Origin of the sequence: Streptomyces sp. NPDC050211 (assembly GCF_040656035.1) — a bacterium.
In the GTDB taxonomy this organism is placed as follows: Bacteria; Actinomycetota; Actinomycetes; order Streptomycetales; family Streptomycetaceae; genus Streptomyces.
In genome coordinates, this window is record NZ_JBFALC010000010.1 from 17,103 (window position 1) to 34,155 (window position 17,053).

Genomic DNA, 17,053 nt, shown 5'->3' on the forward strand with positions numbered 1-17,053 from the left:
CGGGCCACTCGTGGGGCGGCCGCTGCGTACGACGTGCGGATCCGCGTCCATGCCTGCGTGGCCGTGGGCTACGGTCCGTCCACTGTGACCAGTACCTTGACCTGCTCGGGGTCGACGGATGCGGCGAAGGCCTTGGCGGCGTCCTCCAGAGGGTAGGTGGCGGTGACGATCTCGGCGGTGTCCACGGCGCCCGCGGCGATCAGCGACATCGCGGTGCGGTAGTCCTCGCCGGTGTACATCAGGGTGCCCTCGATGCGGATCTCCCGGTCCTGGATCAGGTCGAGGCGGATCGGTGTGGTGCCTGCGGCTCCGACGCCGACGACGATGATCGTGCCGCCCTTGGTGACCAGGTCGATGGCCTGGGCCATGGACTGCTCCCGGGCCACGCAGTCGAAGACGACGTCGACCGGTCCACCGAGCGCCTTACGGGCCTGGTCGGCAAGGTCGGTCGCGTCGGCGGGCAGGGCCGTGTCGGCTCCGAGACGCAGTGCACGGTCCCGCTTGCCCGGCAGCAGATCGGTGACGGCGATCTTCGCGGCGCCCGCGTGCCGGGCGGCGGCGAGGACGAGCAGCCCGATGGGCCCGGCACCGAGCACGACGACCGTGCGGCCGGTCAGGTCACCGGCCTTCGCCACGGCGTGCACGGGGGTGGCCAGAGGTTCGACGAGGGCGGCCTCGATGTCGGACATGCCGTCGGGGACGCGGTGGACGCGGTCGGCCGGAATGGCGAACAGGTCGGCCATGGCGCCGGGCGTCTGGCAGCCGAAGACCTTCAGCTCCTGGCAGATGTTGTAGCGGCCGGAGCGACACTGCGCGCACTGTCCGCAGTACAGGTTGGGCTCGATGATCACGCGGTCGCCGGGCGCGAAGTCCTCGGCACCCTTCCCTGCCGCGGCGACGACGCCGACCGCCTCGTGACCGGGGCGGTAGGGCAGGTCGATGAAGGGATGGTGGCCGGCCGCCGCATGGGTGTCGGAGCCGCAGACGCCGACGACCGTGGTGCGTACGAGGAGTTCGTCGTCCCCGGGGACGGGGGCGGACACCTCCTCGAGGGCGATGTCATCGAGGGAGCGGACGAGGACGCGGCGGATCTGCTCGGTCATGATGACGGATTCCGTTCGGTGGGGGGCGTTCACGAGGATGCCGGGCCGGGCTGAATCTGGATCTTGCCCGCGCACGCCGTCGGGCAGGACCGCGCAGTTGGCGACAGGGGCGGCCACGAACTCGGCGGCGGCGCGGGGTGGGTGACGCCTAGGGCGGCCCACCGTTCGCAGAGGTTGTTGTGGCCGGTACGGCAGTAGTGGCACTCGAAGCAGGACAGCGACGGGCCGACCGCGACGGCGAGTTCGATGACGGCGGCTGTCACTTCACGGCTCCCAGGGACAGGCCACGGACCAGCTTGTCCTGTGCGGCGAAGCCGGCGATCAGGACCGGGAGCGACACCAGGGTGGCCGCCGCGCACAGCCGGGCCAGGAACAGGCCCTCGTTGGTGATGAACCCGACCAGGAAGACCGGCGCGGTGGAGGCCTGCGTCGCGGTGAGGTTCACGGCGAACATGAACTCGTTCCAGCTGAAGATGAAGCAGATCAGCGAGGTGGCGGCGAGTCCGGGCATGGCGACCGGCGCGACGACCCGCCACAGCACGGTGAGCAGGCCCGCCCCGTCGACCTCGGCCGCCTCCAGGATCTCCTTGGGGACCTCGGCGAGGAACGAACGCATCATCCACACCGCGATCGGCAGGTTCATGGCGGTGTAGAGCACGATCAGCGTCCACACGTTGTCCAGCATCCCGGCGTCCTTGACGATCAGGTACACCGGCAGGAGGGCTGCGATGGCCGGGAGGAACTTCGTGGACAGGAAGAAGAACATCACGTCGGTCCACTTCTCGACCGGCTTGATGGACAGCGCGTAGGCCGCCGGCACCGCCAGGGCGAGCACCAGCACCGTGGAAATGACGCTGGCCATGGCCGAGTTGAGGAGAAACGGGGTGATGTCCCGGCTGAACAGCAGCTTGTACTGGTCGAAGGTGACGGCGGCGAAGGGGGTTGGCGGATTGGTCGCCGCGTCGGCCTCCTGGTGGAAGGAGGTGAGCACCATCCACGCCACCGGCGCGAAGAACGCCAGCGTGGCGAGCCAGGCGACGAACGTCCACAGCGGCGAAAGGCGCGGCGCACCGCCCTGGTCGTCCTTGCGGCGCAGGAACTTCTTGAACCTCGCCCCGGGCGCGGCGACTGCTGCGTGGGTCATCGGGACACCTCCTCGCGGAACAGCGACGCGATGGTGCGCAGCGCGAACGTCGCGATCACGATCGCGCCGAGCACGACGACGACACCGGCGGCGGCTGCCTCGCCGTACTCGTACTTGCGGAACATGGTCAGGTAGATCTCGTAGGGCAGGTTGGTCGTCTGCTTGCCGGGGCCGCCCTGGGTGATGGTGAAGACCGCGTCGAAGGTCTGCACGACGTAGATCGTGCCGAGCAGGACACCCAGCTCGATGTACTGGCGCAGGTGCGGCAGCGTGATGAAGCGGAAGGTCGCCAGCGCGGAGGCGCCGTCCATACGGGCCGCCTCCAGGACGTCACCGGGCTGCGCCTGCAGACCGGCCAGCAGGATCAGCATCATGAACGGGGTCCACTGCCAGACGAGTGACACCACGACGGCGGGCATGGGATAGGAGGAGATCCAGTCGACCGTGGGGCCGTTGTCCGCTCCGAACAGTCGGTATACGGCGTTGAGTACGCCGTTGAGCAGGCCGTAGTCGGGGTTGTAGATGGCGTGCTTCCACAGCAGCGCCGCGGCGACCGGCATGACCAGGAACGGGGCGATGAGCAGGGTGCGCGCCAGCCCACGGCCGACGAACCGGCGGTCGAGCAGCATCGCCAGGCCGAGGCCGAGGATCACGCTGATGAGCACCACCGACGCGGTGAGGACGACGGTGTTGAGCACCGCCGTGCGCAGCCGTTCGTCGGTGAAGACGAACTTGAAGTTGGACAGGCCGACGAAGTGCCTCTCGCCCGGCTTGAGGATGTTCCACTGGAAGGTGGAGATGATCAGCGTGGCCACGAACGGCAGTTGTGTGACGACGATGGTGAAGATCAGCGCCGGAAGCAGGGGAATGCGACGCTTCCATTTGCTGATGCCCGAGGACTTCTGGGTCCGGGCGGGAGGTGGTGCGGTCTTGGGGGGTGCGGTGAGCGTGGTCATCGATGGTTCCTCCGCCAGTGACGGCCGGGTAGGGGAAAGGTGCCGTGCCCGGCCGGCGGGAGGCCGGCCGGGCAGGGACGGTCACTGGTAGTTCTTGGCGACTTCCTCGGCGAGCTTCTGACCGTCGTCGAGCGCCTTGTCCACGCTGGTCTTGCCGGCGATGGCGGCGGAGATCTCCTGGGTGACCTTGGTGCCCAGGTCCTGGAACTCGGGGATGGCCACGTACTGGATGCCCACGGTCGGCCTGGGCTGGACGCCGGGGTTGGCCGGGTCGGCCTGCTCGATGGACTTCAGGGTGATGTCACCGAACGATCCGGCGGCCTTCTGGTACTGCGGGATCTCGTAGGTGCTGGCCCGCTTGCCGGCCGGGACACGCGACCAGCCGAGCTTCTCGCCGACCAGCTGCTCGTACTTCTTGCTGGAGGCCCACAGCATGAACTGCGAGGCCGCGTCGGCGTTCTTGGTGGTCTTGGGCATGGCCCAGGCCCAGGCCCACAGCCAGCCGCTGCTCTTGGTCTCGACGGTCGGCGCGTAGGCGTAGCCGACATTCCCGGCGATCTTGCTGGAGGCGGGGTCCTCCAGTGAACCGGCCGCGCTGGTCGCGTCGTACCACATCGCGACCTTCTTCTGGCTCAGCGCGTTGAGGCACTCGGTGAACCCGGCCTGCGGCGCGCCCGACTCTCCGTGCTTGCGGACCAGGTCGACGTAGAACTTTGTGGCTTCCTTGAAGCCGCCGCTGTTGACCTGCGCCTTCCAGTCCTTGGTGAACCAGGTGCCGCCGAAGGTGTTGACCATGGACGTCAGCGGCGCACCCAGCTCCCCCCAGCCGGCCAGACCGCGCAGGCAGATGCCCTTCATGCCGGGCTCGGCGCCGTCGACCTTGGCCGCGATGTCGGCGATCTGCTGCCACGTCGGCCGTTCGGGCACCGTGATGCCCTTCGCCTTCATGACGTCCTTGTTGTACATGAGCATCGAGGACTCGCCGTAGAACGGCATGGCGTACAGCTTGCCGTCGGAGCCGGACAGCGACTGCACCATCGGCTTGAGCAGGTCGCTCTTGTCGAAGCTCGCGTCCTTGTCGGCGTAGGAGCCCAGCTCGTGCAGCCAGCCGTTCTTCTCCCAGATCGGTACCTCGTAGGCGCCGATGGTGGCGACGTCGTACTGACCCGCCTGGGTGGCGATGTCCTGGGTGACTTTGTCGCGCAGCTCGTTCTCGGGAAGGATCGTGAAGTTGACCTTGATCCCGGTGTCCTTGGTGAAGGTGCTCTTGGTCAGCTTCGCGATGTCCTCCATCTGCGGGTTGCCGACCATCAGGACGTTGATGCTCTTGCCCCCGCTGTCGCTGCCGCCGGCTCCGGCTCCGGAACAGGCGGTGGCGAGGAGAGCGGTGGCGGCGGCGCCGGCTATGAGGGCGTATCTGGTGGATCGCATGAGGGACCTCTCGTGCGGGTGGGTCTGGAAACTGCGTAGGGGCTCCCGCCGCGGCGCCGCTCGTCGGGACGTTGACTGAGCTCGGCTGGGGAGGGGGTGGACGCGGCCCTGGGGTGTGGGGCGCGATATCGATGGCCGAATTATTATCAGGAGACTGCGCCGTTGTTAACACATCTTGCGAGAAAACTTCTGCGAATCTATCGTCAGGCTGTCTCGCGAGGGGGTGCGGGGCGCCTCCACCACCGTCTCCGAGGAGTCCCGCATGAGTGCCAGACCGGAATCCGCAGACAGACCCGACGTCGCCGCCGGTCCCGGCCGGCTCGGAGTCCCCACGGCGCTGCTCGCCTGCATCTCCGACGACCACTTCGACGATCCGCTGCGCGCCCCTCGCGGCATCCGGCACGCGCCTGACCCATGGGCTGTCGACGGCCCACCCCACCGCCATCGCCCGCGCGCACCTGTGCGAGGCGGACCGGCCGTCCACTCCTGCCACGCGGACGCTGCCGCCCGCCGACCATGGCCTACGCCCTGAGCACCTCGCCGCCCTGCCCGGCGGTGGCGGGCTGCCGCGCCGCGAGACGGGCCGGCGGCTGATGTCCCTCGACCGAACCTGCGGCCGGACCTGGTCACCGACCGCGCCGCCCATCTCCAGCGGTTCGCTGCGTGGGTAGCTCGCGCCGACATGGCGAGAGCGAGCGACGAGGACCTGGCCCGGCTCTACGCCGGTGAGTCAGCCGAGGCGGTGGCCGAGGGCTGGCTCGCGTCCGGGGCCGGGGCTCGTCCTGATCATGTTCGGCTCCTGGGGCGCCTGGGCCGCCGGCCGCGATGCGCCTTCACCGCCGGACTACTCGCCCACCTGCACCACGCCGACCGGCTTGACCGCGAAGGCGTCGACGGTCTCAGGGCCGGCGAGTTCGCCCGGCTGCTGTCCTACGTCGTGAAAATCGCGGCCGACCCCTGCACCCGCGCGGGCTCCCAGTCGCCGTACCGCCGCGACGACGAGCCGACCCGGCGTAGGGTCCGGGCCGTGCCGAGATCTCTCGTGATCCCTGAGTCGATCCCTTCCGCGGGAGACTCGCTCCGTTCTCACTCGTCGGCCTTGGGCGCGTCCATGCGGGCCCAGACCGGCCCGAGAGCCTCCAACGCCTCCCGGGACAGCGCATATGCCTCGTCGAGTACGGCGGCCCGGTCCGGGCGGGGTTCGTGACGTCTGAGCACGGCCGCTCCGGCATGCGGGTCCGTCACGTCGTCGAGCAGTCCGACGGCGGTGGCGGCGAGCAGGGCCGCTCCCCGAGCGGCGCTCTCCTGCACGTCGGTCACCACCACAGGCCGTCGCAGGGCATCCGCGAACATCTGGCTCCACACCGGGCTCTGCGCGGCGCCGCCGGTCAGCCGGGCCGCCGCCCCGGTGACCGGCAGCTTCGAGCAGAGCGCGTCGACATGCCAGCGGTGATTGAGGACCACGCCTTCCATCAGGGCCCGCAGCAAGTGGCCGCGGCCGTGCCAGCCGCGAAGGCCGAGAAACGTCCCGGACGTGGGATGCGGGTGCGGGGAGCCGTAGACGAACGGGTGGAACAACACCTCCGACGGACCGCCCAGACACGCCTCGACCTCTCGGCCGATCGCCTCGTGGACGCCGTACCGCTGGTCGGCCGGCGCGCCCGTGATCCGCAGGAACCACTCCAGGTTCGCCACCGACGCGGGCGAGGTGGACATGGTCATCCACTGCCCCGGCCGGACGAAGTGACGGACCTGCCAGCGCGGATCGACGACGGGGCGGTCGCTGATCACCTGGTTGATGCTGAACGACCCGGCGATCAGGCACAGTTCGCCCGGCGTCGTGCCGCCGATCCCGAGCGCGGCGGCATCGACGTCATGGGCGCCCGTGACGACGGGTGTTCCGGCGGTGAGCCCGGTGAGCGCCGCGGCCTCACGGGTGACGGTTCCACTCACCGCGTCACAGGCCAGCACGGGCGGCAACAGGCCGGCGAGCGCGCCGAGGCCGTACAGGTCGAGCAGCTCCGGCACATAGCCGCCCCGCCGCACATCGGTGAACGAGGCACTGGCGTCCGTGGGATCGGTGGCCACCGCGCCCGTCAGCCGTAGGCGCAGCCAGTCCTTGCAGGACAGCAGCCAACGGGCCTCTTGAAGCACTCCCGGCTCGTGGCGGGCGAGCCAGGCCAGCAGGGCCGCAGGGGAACCAGCGAAGGGCACCGTGCCCGACAACTCCAGGGCGCGGGACCACACCGGAGTGCCCCGCCACTCCTCCAGCATCGGTTCGGCGCGCGTGTCCATTGCCACGATCGCGGCCCGCACCGGCCGACCCTGCCCATCGACGGCGTACAGGCCGTCGCCGTGCCCGGCCAGCCCCACCGCGGCGACGGCTCGGCCCGCGTCCGGTCCCACCTCGGCGAGACAGGCGGCGATGGCCTGGAACGCCGCCCGCCACACCTCTTCCATGTCCCGCTCGACCCAGTGGGGTTGCGGGGTCTTCAGCGGTAGTACGCCGCTGCCCCGCGCCACCGCTCGGCCGGTGGCGTCGTACAGCACGGCCTTGGTCACGGCGTGTCCCGCGTCGACACCGAGCACCAGTTCACGCGTCACAGCTCACCCCAGGCCGCGAGCGTTGTCCGCGGCGGCGCAACGGCCGGTCGCCGAGTTCGGCGACGAGCCACGCCGAACGCAGCGTCCTGATCCCGCCGGAACCCCTTGGTTCCCGATCAGTCAACGCCGCGCCCCCGTCCGAAGCGCGGGCCGCACACCACTGCCAGGGCGTCGATGTACCCGACAGGGGATGCGTCGATCACCGATGACTGGAACGCACACTGCGATCTCCTCGCGTGCTGAAGCCACCATCCACCGGGTCGATCGTCCCACGTAGCCGGTCGGCACACGCTCTCCAAGGCTTGCATCAACAGGTGTCGACTCCAGGCAGGCCGAGGTGCGCTCCGGCCCGCCCGGAGTCCCCGCCGGTCGGCGGTTGTCCCGCGCGTCAGACGACCATCCACTGCTGGTTCGCGGCGGCGGTGCAGGTCGACTGGTCCAGTGCCGCGCCGTTGGCGGTCGACGCGCCGGCGACCTGAAGGCACTTGCCGCTGCGCACGTTGGTGAAGGTGACGTAGCCGCCGATGACCGCTGTCCTCTTCCACAGCTGGTGCGATCCCCCGGTGCACGTCGACTGGACGGCCACCGCTCCGTCGGCCTTGGACGCACCGGAAATCTGCAGGCATTTGCCGCTGTTGACGTTGACCAGCCTGTAGTTGGAGCCGACGGCCCTGGGCACCCACTGCTGGTTGGCGCCGGAGTTGCAGTTCCCTGAGTTGACCGCCGCCCCCTCCGCCGTGCTCAGGCTCCAGACGTCCGCGCACTTGGCGCTGTTCCGGTTCAGCAGGTGGTTGTTCGGGGCCCCCAGCGGGCTGGCGATGACCGGCCAGCCGTTCGCGAAGGTCACCTGTCGGATGTCGAGGGTCTCTCGCCCGGAGTTGTCGCCGTCGTAGTAGTGGTAGGCGAGGAACTTGGACGTGCCGTCGTCGTAGGCGTCGGCTCCGCCGGCGGCCACCTTGGGGTAAGCGCCGGTCAGGACGGTGGTGCCGCCGTTGGCGGCCATGTCCGTACCGTTCTGGTCGAGGTACGGTCCCGTGATGCTGGTGGAGCGGCCGACCACGGTGTAGTAGGTGCTGTTGATTCCGCTGCAGCAGGTGCCCTTGGACCCGAAGAGGTAGTAGTAGCCGCCGTTGAGCATGATCGTCGGGTTCTCGATGTTGACGGCGATACGCCAGAGGTTGTGGTCAGTGGTGGACAGCTTGCCGGTGGACTGGTCCAGGACGTGCATGTAGGTGCCGGAGCCGGTCCAGGAGCCCCAGGAGATGTACAGCCGCCCGTCCGGTCCCCAGTCGACGTTGGCGTCGATCGGGTAGTTGACGTCCGTGACCATGCCCTGGTCGGTCCAAGGGCCCTCGATGTTCGTGGCGGTGGCGAGGCCCATCACCGCGTAGTTGGTGCCCCATCGGGAACCGGCGTAGTACAGGTGGTACTTGCCGTTGAAGTGCTTGATGTCCGGGGCCCAGATGTTCGGCGGGGTCGCGCCGAGCTTGTCGGTGATCCAGGACGGGGTCGACTCCCAGACGTTGCCCACCTTTGTCCATCCGGACGCCGCGGTGGCGTTGCACGTCCTGCGGATGGTGATGGCTCCGCTGGGGTTGAGCGAGTCGTTCTCGAACCCGGTGGAGAAGCCGTAGTGGCAGCTGCCCACCTTGATGACGCTCGGGTCGTGCATGCGGAGGTCACCGCTGAGCGCCTGGGCGGGAGAGGCGGTGACCAGGCCGAGAACGGTCAGGAAGGCGACCAGGGCCGCTGCGAGTGCGGGCCGGCCGCGTCTTGCGCCGATGCCGGGACGTGGCCCAGGGGCGTTGTGGACGTGCATGCGAGACTCCTTTGTGTCGCTTTTGTGTCGCTGTGGAGGGGCGGGGATCATCCCCGTCGGCGTTGGCTGTTTCGGGCAGTGCTGTGACGCGCGTGGAGCCTGGGAGATCGGCACGGCGCGCGGATGCGGGCCGGACCGGCGGTTCCGCCGGATCGTGTCGCCCCGAGTGACGGGGGTGGGGCCGGGCTCCGGTCCACCCGGCATGGCTCGAGCCGCTGCCGGGGTCCCTGTCTGTTCGGCTAAGCGGCTTTGGTGAAGTCCGGTGCGGTGCCACGCCCCGTAAGGGGCGCGGGGCTGCGACAATTTGCGGCTCCGCCGCGTGGGCGCGACGAGCCCCCACCGGCCCGCAGGTTCATCACCGGCATTCCAGCGGAGCGCCTAGCCCTTGACCGCTCCGGCGGTCATGCCCGCCACGATCTGCCGGTTGAAGAACAGGAACATGATCAGCGGCGGGACCGTGATGAGCAGGATGTCCATGAAGAGCAGGTTGTAGCTGGTGCTGTACTGGCTCTGGAAGTTGAACAGCGTCAGCTGGACGGTGGCGTTCTGTTCGCCGGGCAGGAAGTACAGCGGGTTGGTGAAGTCGTTGAAGACCGCCACCGACTGCACGACGATCACTGTCACGATCACCGACCGCAGCACCGGGAAGATGACGCGGAAGAACAGCCGCAGGGGGGACGCGCCATCGATGATGGCGGCCTCGTCGAGTTCACGCGGGATGGTGGCGATGAAGGCGCGGAACAGCAGGATGGAGAAGGACAGGCCGAACGCGATCTCCACCAGGATCAGCCCGGGGAGCGTGCCGAACAGGCCGGCCTTCTGAAGGACCCAGATCGTCGGCACCACCGCCGGCGGGATGATCAGCCCGGACAGGACCAGGAAGTTGATCAGTCCCGTCCATCGGGTGACCCGCCGCTGGAGGACGAAGGCGACCATCGCCCCGAGGACCACCATCACCGCCACACTGGCGACGGTCAGGACCACGCTGTTGATGAAGGCGATGATGAGGATGTAGTCCCGGGCCTGCACCACCTGGACGAGGTTGTCCACCAGCTGGAAGTTGCGCGGCCAGGAGAAGTCGAGCTGTGCGGCCTGCTGGGGATCCTTCACGGCCGTGAGCACGATGAACGCGAACGGGACGACGAAGACGACGACGCTGACGGCGACCGACAGGACGGCGAGCCAGGTACGGGCGGGGTTCTTCATCGCTCCACCTCCTTGCGGGCCAGGAAGCGGGACAACGGGACGATGATCGCCGTCACGACCAGGAAGAGGATGACGTTTCCGGCGGTCGACAGGCCGTAGAAGCCCGCCTGGTACTGCTTGTAGATGACGGAGGCGACCACGTCGGAGCTGAAGCCCGGACCGCCGCGCGTCATGGCCCAGATGAGGTCGAAGGACCGCAGGCCGCCAATGAGCGACAGGATGATGACGGTCGAGGTCGCCGGCCAGCTCAAGGGCAGGATGACGTTGCGGAACAGCTGCCACGGGCCCGCCCCGTCGATCTTCGCCGCCTCGTAGTAGTCCTGCGGGATGGACACGATGCCGGCGATGTAGATGACGGTGGCCAGGCCGACGCCTTTCCAGACGTCGACGAAGGCCACCGAGAACAGTGCCAACGACGGGTCCGTCAGCCATCCCGGACCGTCGATTCCGACCGTCGAAAGGGCCTTGTTGATCGCGCCGGTGGAGGGATCCATGAACGCGGTGAAGGTGATGCCGACGCCCACGGTGCTGACCAGCACCGGGAAGAACACCACCGAGCGCAGATAGCCGCGGGCGCGGATCTGGCTGGTCAGCAGGATTCCCAGGAGGAGGCCGAGGACCACTTTGAGGCCCGAGGTGACGACCGCGTAGAGGAAGGTGTTGACGAGGCCCTTGACGAGGGCGGTCTCCTGGAAGAACTCGGTGAAGTTGTCCAGCCCGATGAAGGTCGACTTGGAGATGGTCCACCTGGTCAGGCTGAAGTAGAACGACGCGAAGGTCGGGACCAGGAACAGCGTCCCGTAGATCACCGCGGCGGGCAGGTAGAACCAGGTGGGATAGGCGCTGCGCATCTTGGCGGACCGACGTGCCCTGGTCGCCGCTTTCGGCTGTTCGGCCGTCGGTGGCCTGGTCGGTGCAACTGTGGTCATCGATCGACCTCTCTCGGGTGCCTCCCCGGCTCCTGCCGGAGCCGGGGGGCACTGGGTTCCGTTCCCTACCAGCCCGACAGCCCGAGCTGCTGAGCCTGCTTCTTGACGTCCTTGTCGTACTGGGCCGCGCCCGTCTTCGCGCTGGTGATGCCGGAGCCGACCTGGACGGAGATCTGCTCCAGGCTCGGGCCCTTGACCGGCGAGAGGAACTCCAGGGCCGGGCTCTGGGCGCCCTTCGTGAAGTACGCCGCCACGTCCTTGGTGATGGTGGGAACATCCGCCGGCAGGGTGCAGCCCTTGACCAGGTACGGGCCGGTCGGCGTCGACGCCTTCGCCTGGGAGGTGCAGCCGGCCGGGCTGGCGGCGAACGCGAGGAACTTCCGAGCCGCGGTGAGCTTGTCCCCGGTGGTGCTCTTCGGGACGTAGAAGGCGTTCGGGAACCACGCCGTCAGGCCGTTGGCCGAGGCGTCGTCTCCGGGCAGGGCGAAGAAGCCGATGTCGTTCAACTGGTCCGGGTTGCTCGTCTTGATCGCGCCGATGACGGTGGAGAGCATCGGGTACTGGGCGCCCTTGCCGGTGGCCAGCATCTGCAGGCCCTTGACGAGCGTGGCCGACGCGAAGTCGGAGTTCTTCAGCTTCAGGTCATGGATCTGCTGCAGACGCTCGAAGCCCTTGACGGCGTTCGCGTCGCTCGCGAACTTGACCTTGTTGGCGGTGTATTTCTCCGCGAAGTCCGGTTCCGCGGCGGACACGTTGTGGAAATCGCCCAGCACGAGGAGCTGCGACGTCCAGGTGTCCTGGTAGGTCTGGATGACCGGGGCGATGCCGGCGGCCTTGATCTTCTTGCTGTTGTCGATGAACTGAGCCCAGGTCGTCGGCACGTTCAGGCCGAGCTTGGCGTAGACCTTCTTGTTGTAGAGGACGCCGCCACCCAGAGCCGAACCGAAGGGGACGCCGTACGTCTGGTCATTGACCGTGACCTGCGGGAGGAAGGACTTGTCGAGCTTCTTGACGTACGGGTCCTGGGTGAGCGGCGTGAGGTTCTTCGCCGGGTCGATCTGCTGGAACAGCGAACCGGTGTTGTACGAGAAGAGGTCGCTCATGCTGCCCGTCTGCAGCCGCGTCTTGATGAGATTGTCGCCGTCGACTCCACCGGGACGCGTCTCCACGCTGACCCTGATCGTCGGGTTCTTGGCCTCGAAGTCCTTCGCCAGCCGCTTGGCGGCCTCGAGGTTGTCGGGCGCGTTGTCGACGAGCAGCTTGATCGTCGTCGCGCTGCCGTCCCCGCTGGACGAGCCGAGAGAGCCGGCGCTGCACGCGCTGAGCAGGAGCGGCAGAGCGGCGGCAGCCGCAACGGCCGTCCTTCTCTTGGCGCGAGTGGTTGACCTCATGGGAAGTTCCTTCGTTTCGAGCGTGATGAATCGTTTCAATCCAGGGGTTTGGCACCTCGCGACAGTGACGCTTGGACACTGGATCACGATTGGACAGTGGCCTCCAGACCCTCTGGCGCGATCGACCACTTCTGACGCTCCGGGCGACCCGGCTTTACCGCAGTCACCCGGTGGGCCCCGCCATAGGACCTTTCGTGTAACGTTCTACGAAGAGCTGTCCCACAGGGTGAAGCGAACGGACCGGAGCCGTCAAGCCATCCGCAGGTAACGTTCCGGAAACACCAAGAGGGCAAGCGGCGCATGACCACGGAGGGGACCCCATGCAATCGGCAGGCGGCTCGAAAAGGGTCACCATCACCGACGTCGCGCGCACCGCGGGCGTGTCCACCTCCGCCGTGTCGAAGGTGCTGCGCAACGCCTACGGGGTGAGCCCCACGATGCGGGAGCGGGTGCAGACGGCCATGGCCGAGCTGGGCTACCGCCCGCACGCCGCCGCCCGTGGCATGAGGGGCCGCACCTACACGATCGGCGTTCTGCTCGCGAGCATCCGCAACGCCTTCTACGCCGATCTGCTGGAGGGGGTGGACGCGCAGCTGCGGAACACCGAGTACGCGCTGTTCATCGGCTCCAGCGTCTCCTCCGAGATGGAGGATCAGACCAAACTGATCCACGCCATGGTGGACCGGCAGATGGACGGCCTGATCCTGATCGCGCCCGCCGTTCCCCGCACGGAGGTCGTGCGCATCGCCGCCGAGGTGCCGACGGTGGTGATCGGCCACCACGACCCCTCGCAGGCGTACGACTGCGTCGTCAATCAGGACGGGGCCGGCGTCGACCTGGTCATCGACCACCTGGTCGGCCTGGGGCACCGGGACATCGCCCACATCTCGCATCCGACGGTGCGGGGCAGTGGATGGGAGCAGCGGCCCGAGCACCACGTCAGGGCCGCCTACCATGCGGCGATGACCCGGCACGGCCTGGCGGACCTGGCCCGGGTGGTGCGCTCCGGGTACTCGGACGAGGGCGGCTACCGCGGCGCCATGGAACTGCTCACCTCCACCCGCCCGCCCACCGCGATCTTCGCCGGCGCGGACGTCGCCGCGACCGGCGTCTTCCGGGCCGCCGCCGAGCTCGGCCTGCGCATCCCCGGCGACCTCTCGCTCGCCGGATACAACAACACCTCCGTCGCCGCCCTCGCCCCCGTGAGCCTGACCAGCGTCGACCAGGCGGGCGCCATGATGGGCGAGACCGCGGCCCGGCTGCTGCTGGAGCGCATCGAGAAGCGGCGTGACCGCGCTGTCGTCATGGCGTCGACACCTCACCTGGTGACGCGCGGCAGCACGGCACCGCCCGGCGCCTGATCAACCGCCACGCCCCCACCGCGTGGCGGGCGGATCCACGCCGGACGAACACCGGACCGACGTCGGGGCGGCCGGGCGTCCGCCCGCTGGGAACCTCCCGTCGCTCCCCTTGGAATTTCCTGTCGTTTCCCCTTGACGCGCCGGACATCTCCGCTCAGGGTTGAGTCGTTTCAAACGTAGAACGATGCATACAACTGGGAACGAGAGCTGGCATGAGCCTTGAGCGTCCGGAACCCGACACCACGGTGGTCGCCATCCGGTTCGAGCACCGGGAGGACGCGCTCGGCGTTGGTACCCCGGAACCCCGTCTGTCCTGGCAGGTCCGCACCGATGACCCCGCCTGGCGGCAGACGGCGTACGAGGTGGAGCTGGACGGCGCCACGACGGTACGGGTCGAGTCGGCCGAACAGGTGCTCGTCCCCTGGCCGTTCGCGCCCCTCCCCTCACGCGGCCGGTCAAGCATCCGGATCCGGGTGGCCTCTGGAACGCGCTGGAGCGACTGGAGCGCACCCGCCACCGTGGAGACAGGACTGCTGCACCCCGACGACTGGACCGCTCGGTTCATCACGCCCCGCCATCATGGCGCCTTGGACGCGCCTGCTCCGGAACTCGTACGGACGGTCGTGCTGCGGGCGGACATGGTCTCCGCTCGTCTGTACGCCACCGCTCACGGTGTCTACGCCGCGTCCCTGAACGGCGCCCGGGTCGGCGACGAGGTCCTCGCCCCGGGCTGGACCAGCTACCGCCACCGGCTGCGCTACCAGACCCACGACGTCACCGCGCTGCTCAGGGAGGGTGAGAACACCGTCTCGGTCGTGCTCGGCAACGGCTGGTACCGCGGCCACCTCGGCTGGTGGGGTGACCGCGCGCTCTACGGCGACCGGTTGGCCCTGCTCGCGCAGTTGGAGGTGCGCTATGCCGACGGCTCGGTGGAGGTCTTCGGCACCGACGAGGAGTGGCGGGCCCGGGACACCGGCATCGTCGCTGACGATCTCTACCAGGGTCAGCGCACCGACCTGCGGTTCACGCCGGGCGCGGCCGACGGACCGGTGGATGTGCTGTCCGAGGAGGAGGCGGACCTGGCCCGGCTCGTCGCCCCGGAGGGCCCGCCCGTGCGGGTCATCGAGGTGCTACCGGCCCTGAAGGTCTGGCAGTCGCCGTCCGGCCGTACGCTCGTCGACTTCGGGCAGAACGTCGTGGGCTGGGTCCGGCTGCGCCTGCGCGACACCGCGGCCGGCACGGAGGTCACCGTCCGGCATGCGGAGGTCCTGGAGGACGAGGAGCTGTGCACCAGGCCGCTGCGCACGGCCGACGCCACCGACACCTACCTCCTGGCCGACGGTGCGGAGACCGTCCTCGAACCCTCGCTGACATTCCACGGCTTCCGGTACGCCGAGGTCACCGGTGTACCCGGCTTGGAGGCGGAGGATCTGCAGGCCGTGGTGGTGGCCAGCGACCTGCGCCGCACCGGCTGGTTCTCCTGCTCGGACCCGGACCTGGAGCAGTTCCACGAGAACGTCGTCCGCGGCACGCGGGGCAACTTCCTGGACATACCGACGGACTGCCCGCAGCGCGACGAGCGGCTCGGCTGGACCGGCGACATCCAGGTCTTCTCCCCCACCGCCGCCTTCCTCTTCGACACCGCGGGCTTCCTGTCCTCCTGGCTCGCCGACCTCGCCTCCGACCAGCATCCCGACGGCGCGGTGCCCTGGGTGATCCCCGACGTCCTGGACAACGCGGCCCCGACCGCGGCGGCCTGGGGCGACGCGGCGCCGGTGGTGCCCTGGGTGCTGTATGAGCGGTACGCCGACCGCGGCATCCTGGAGCGACAGTTCACCAGCGCCCGCGCCTGGGTCGACAAGATCACCTCGCTCACCACCGACGGCGTGTGGGCGGGCGGCTTCCAGTTCGGCGACTGGCTCGACCCCACCGCACCGCCCGACGACCCGTTCGCCGCCCGCACTCCCGCGGACGTCGTCGCCACCGCGTGCCTGGTCCGGTGCGCGGACATCGTCGCCCGCACCGCGGAGGTACTGGACCGCTCCGAGGAGGCCGCTCGGTACTCCGCGCTCGCCGAGCGGACCCGGGAGGCATTCGCCCGCGCGTTCGTCACCCCGGCGGGCCGGATCCTGGGCGACTCGCCGACCGCATACGCCATGGCCCTGCAATGGGACCTGCCGACCTCCCCCCAGCAGCGCGAGGCCGCCGGACACCGGCTCGCCGACCTCGTCCGCACGAACGGCTTCAGGATCGCCACCGGATTCGTCGGTACGCCGCTGATGACGGACGCGCTCACCGCCGCCGGCCACCCGGGCCTCGCCCACCGGCTGCTGCAGGAGAAGGGCTGCCCCTCCTGGCTGTATCCCGTGACGATGGGCGCCACCACCGTCTGGGAACGCTGGGACAGCATGCTGCCCGACGGCACGGTCAACCCCGGCCAGATGACCTCCTTCAACCACTACGCGCTGGGAGCCGTCGCCGACTGGATGCACCGCACCGTGGCCGGACTGGCCCCCGCCGCGCCCGGCTACCGGGACATCACCGTGCGCCCACTGCCACACCGGTCGCTCACCCACGCCGCGGCCGTGCATCTCACCCCGTACGGCGAGGCGTCGGTGGGCTGGCGGCGCGAGGACGGCCGCTTCCACCTGAAGGTGGTCGTGCCCGTGGGGGCACGGGCCACCGTCCACCTGCCCGGTTCCGGGCAGCCGCCGGTGACCGTGGCTCACGGCACACACACCTGGACCACCGAGGATCCCTGCCCCGCCTCGGCATCGTCCGATGTAGCCACTGTGCGGGACCTGATGGACGACGCCCGGCTCTGGGAGCAGACGGCCGGCGTCCTGTCCCGGCACGGCCTGGGCAGCGACTCGGCAGAAGTGGCCCGGCGACTGGGCCCCTTCCTGGGCCTACCGGCCCGCCGACTGCCCGCCCTGCTGAACAGGGTCCTCCTCGAAGACGGAGCCAACGCCGCCACCGAGCTCGAAGCACTGCTGAGCGGCACAGCGGACTGACGTCTGTAGCGCGCACTGCGCGCCTCGACGCCGCAAGGAAGTCGCCCGGCACAGAGCGGCTGATCGCCAAGGGCACGCCCGGCGCCTTCCCCGGC

At 69.1% G+C, this 17,053-nt stretch carries 12 protein-coding genes and 1 pseudogene; 3 read left to right on the plus strand and 10 right to left on the minus strand.

Annotation, left to right across the window (positions count from 1 at the left end):
* Positions 1-68: 68 nt before the first annotated feature.
* The 5 genes and pseudogenes from AB0I98_RS12910 to AB0I98_RS12930 all read right to left on the minus strand — a co-directional run bounded on the left by AB0I98_RS12910 (position 69) and on the right by AB0I98_RS12930 (position 4,634).
* Complete coding sequence (locus AB0I98_RS12910; RefSeq protein WP_362940114.1) at positions 69-1,103, minus strand: alcohol dehydrogenase catalytic domain-containing protein; 1,035 nt, start codon at positions 1,101-1,103, stop codon at positions 69-71.
* A 60-nt stretch (positions 1,104-1,163) separates the two neighbouring features.
* Positions 1,164-1,339, minus strand: a pseudogene (locus AB0I98_RS12915) (alcohol dehydrogenase catalytic domain-containing protein); the annotation flags it as partial.
* 23 nt (positions 1,340-1,362) lie between these two features.
* Positions 1,363-2,247, minus strand: coding sequence for a carbohydrate ABC transporter permease (locus tag AB0I98_RS12920; protein ID WP_328349478.1), 885 nt, complete (start codon positions 2,245-2,247; stop codon positions 1,363-1,365).
* On the minus strand, positions 2,244-3,203 hold the full coding sequence (locus tag AB0I98_RS12925; RefSeq protein ID WP_362939592.1) for a sugar ABC transporter permease: 960 nt from the start codon (positions 3,201-3,203) through the stop codon (positions 2,244-2,246). Before AB0I98_RS12925 ends, AB0I98_RS12920 begins: the two co-directional genes overlap by 4 nt.
* Before the next feature lie 81 nt (positions 3,204-3,284).
* Positions 3,285-4,634: a sugar ABC transporter substrate-binding protein gene (locus AB0I98_RS12930; protein ID WP_362939595.1), complete on the minus strand. Its 1,350-nt coding sequence runs from the start codon at positions 4,632-4,634 to the stop codon at positions 3,285-3,287.
* A gap of 266 nt (positions 4,635-4,900) precedes the next feature.
* Between AB0I98_RS12930 and AB0I98_RS12935 the strand changes: the two genes are divergently transcribed.
* The gene (locus tag AB0I98_RS12935; protein WP_362939598.1) at positions 4,901-5,305 is read left to right on the plus strand and encodes a hypothetical protein; all 405 of its coding nucleotides are present in this window, start codon (positions 4,901-4,903) and stop codon (positions 5,303-5,305) included.
* A gap of 415 nt (positions 5,306-5,720) precedes the next feature.
* On the opposite strand, the gene AB0I98_RS12940 is transcribed toward AB0I98_RS12935, so the two are convergent.
* The 5 genes from AB0I98_RS12940 to AB0I98_RS12960 form a co-directional block, all read right to left on the minus strand.
* Positions 5,721-7,238 (minus strand): FGGY-family carbohydrate kinase, encoded by a 1,518-nt coding sequence (locus tag AB0I98_RS12940; protein WP_362939601.1) that lies wholly within the window; start codon positions 7,236-7,238, stop codon positions 5,721-5,723.
* 388 nt (positions 7,239-7,626) lie between these two features.
* On the minus strand, positions 7,627-9,057 hold the full coding sequence (locus tag AB0I98_RS12945; RefSeq protein WP_362939604.1) for a family 43 glycosylhydrolase: 1,431 nt from the start codon (positions 9,055-9,057) through the stop codon (positions 7,627-7,629).
* A 378-nt stretch (positions 9,058-9,435) separates the two neighbouring features.
* Positions 9,436-10,263 (minus strand): carbohydrate ABC transporter permease, encoded by an 828-nt coding sequence (locus AB0I98_RS12950; RefSeq protein ID WP_362939607.1) that lies wholly within the window; start codon positions 10,261-10,263, stop codon positions 9,436-9,438.
* A complete protein-coding gene (locus tag AB0I98_RS12955) occupies positions 10,260-11,192 on the minus strand; it encodes a sugar ABC transporter permease (protein WP_362939610.1) in 933 nt (310 codons plus the stop codon). Before AB0I98_RS12955 ends, AB0I98_RS12950 begins: the two co-directional genes overlap by 4 nt.
* Positions 11,193-11,257: 65 nt before the next feature.
* Positions 11,258-12,583, minus strand: a complete 1,326-nt coding sequence (locus AB0I98_RS12960) for an extracellular solute-binding protein (protein ID WP_362939613.1) — start codon at positions 12,581-12,583, stop codon at positions 11,258-11,260.
* Positions 12,584-12,903: 320 nt separating this feature from the next.
* On the opposite strand from AB0I98_RS12960, the gene AB0I98_RS12965 reads away from it, so the two are divergent.
* Both AB0I98_RS12965 and AB0I98_RS12970 read left to right on the plus strand, forming a co-directional pair.
* Positions 12,904-13,944 carry a LacI family DNA-binding transcriptional regulator gene (locus AB0I98_RS12965; protein WP_362939616.1) on the plus strand — a complete coding sequence of 347 codons (1,041 nt, stop codon included), beginning with the start codon at positions 12,904-12,906 and terminating at the stop codon, positions 13,942-13,944.
* A gap of 212 nt (positions 13,945-14,156) precedes the next feature.
* The gene (locus tag AB0I98_RS12970; protein WP_362939619.1) at positions 14,157-16,958 is read left to right on the plus strand and encodes a glycoside hydrolase family 78 protein; all 2,802 of its coding nucleotides are present in this window, start codon (positions 14,157-14,159) and stop codon (positions 16,956-16,958) included.
* Positions 16,959-17,053: the final 95 nt, after the last annotated feature.

Bases quoted from the DNA above. Each gene is read 5' to 3' on its own strand.
- AB0I98_RS12910 (WP_362940114.1), bottom strand. From the start codon at position 1,103: ATGACCGAGCAGATCCGCCGCGTCCTCGTCCGCTCCCTCGATGACATC.
- AB0I98_RS12920 (WP_328349478.1), bottom strand. From the start codon at position 2,247: ATGACCCACGCAGCAGTCGCCGCGCCCGGGGCGAGGTTCAAGAAGTTC.
- AB0I98_RS12925 (WP_362939592.1), bottom strand. From the start codon at position 3,203: ATGACCACGCTCACCGCACCCCCCAAGACCGCACCACCTCCCGCCCGG.
- AB0I98_RS12930 (WP_362939595.1), bottom strand. From the start codon at position 4,634: ATGCGATCCACCAGATACGCCCTCATAGCCGGCGCCGCCGCCACCGCT.
- AB0I98_RS12945 (WP_362939604.1), bottom strand. From the start codon at position 9,057: ATGCACGTCCACAACGCCCCTGGGCCACGTCCCGGCATCGGCGCAAGA.
- AB0I98_RS12950 (WP_362939607.1), bottom strand. From the start codon at position 10,263: ATGAAGAACCCCGCCCGTACCTGGCTCGCCGTCCTGTCGGTCGCCGTC.
- AB0I98_RS12955 (WP_362939610.1), bottom strand. From the start codon at position 11,192: ATGACCACAGTTGCACCGACCAGGCCACCGACGGCCGAACAGCCGAAA.
- AB0I98_RS12960 (WP_362939613.1), bottom strand. From the start codon at position 12,583: ATGAGGTCAACCACTCGCGCCAAGAGAAGGACGGCCGTTGCGGCTGCC.
- AB0I98_RS12965 (WP_362939616.1), top strand. From the start codon at position 12,904: ATGCAATCGGCAGGCGGCTCGAAAAGGGTCACCATCACCGACGTCGCG.
- AB0I98_RS12970 (WP_362939619.1), top strand. From the start codon at position 14,157: ATGAGCCTTGAGCGTCCGGAACCCGACACCACGGTGGTCGCCATCCGG.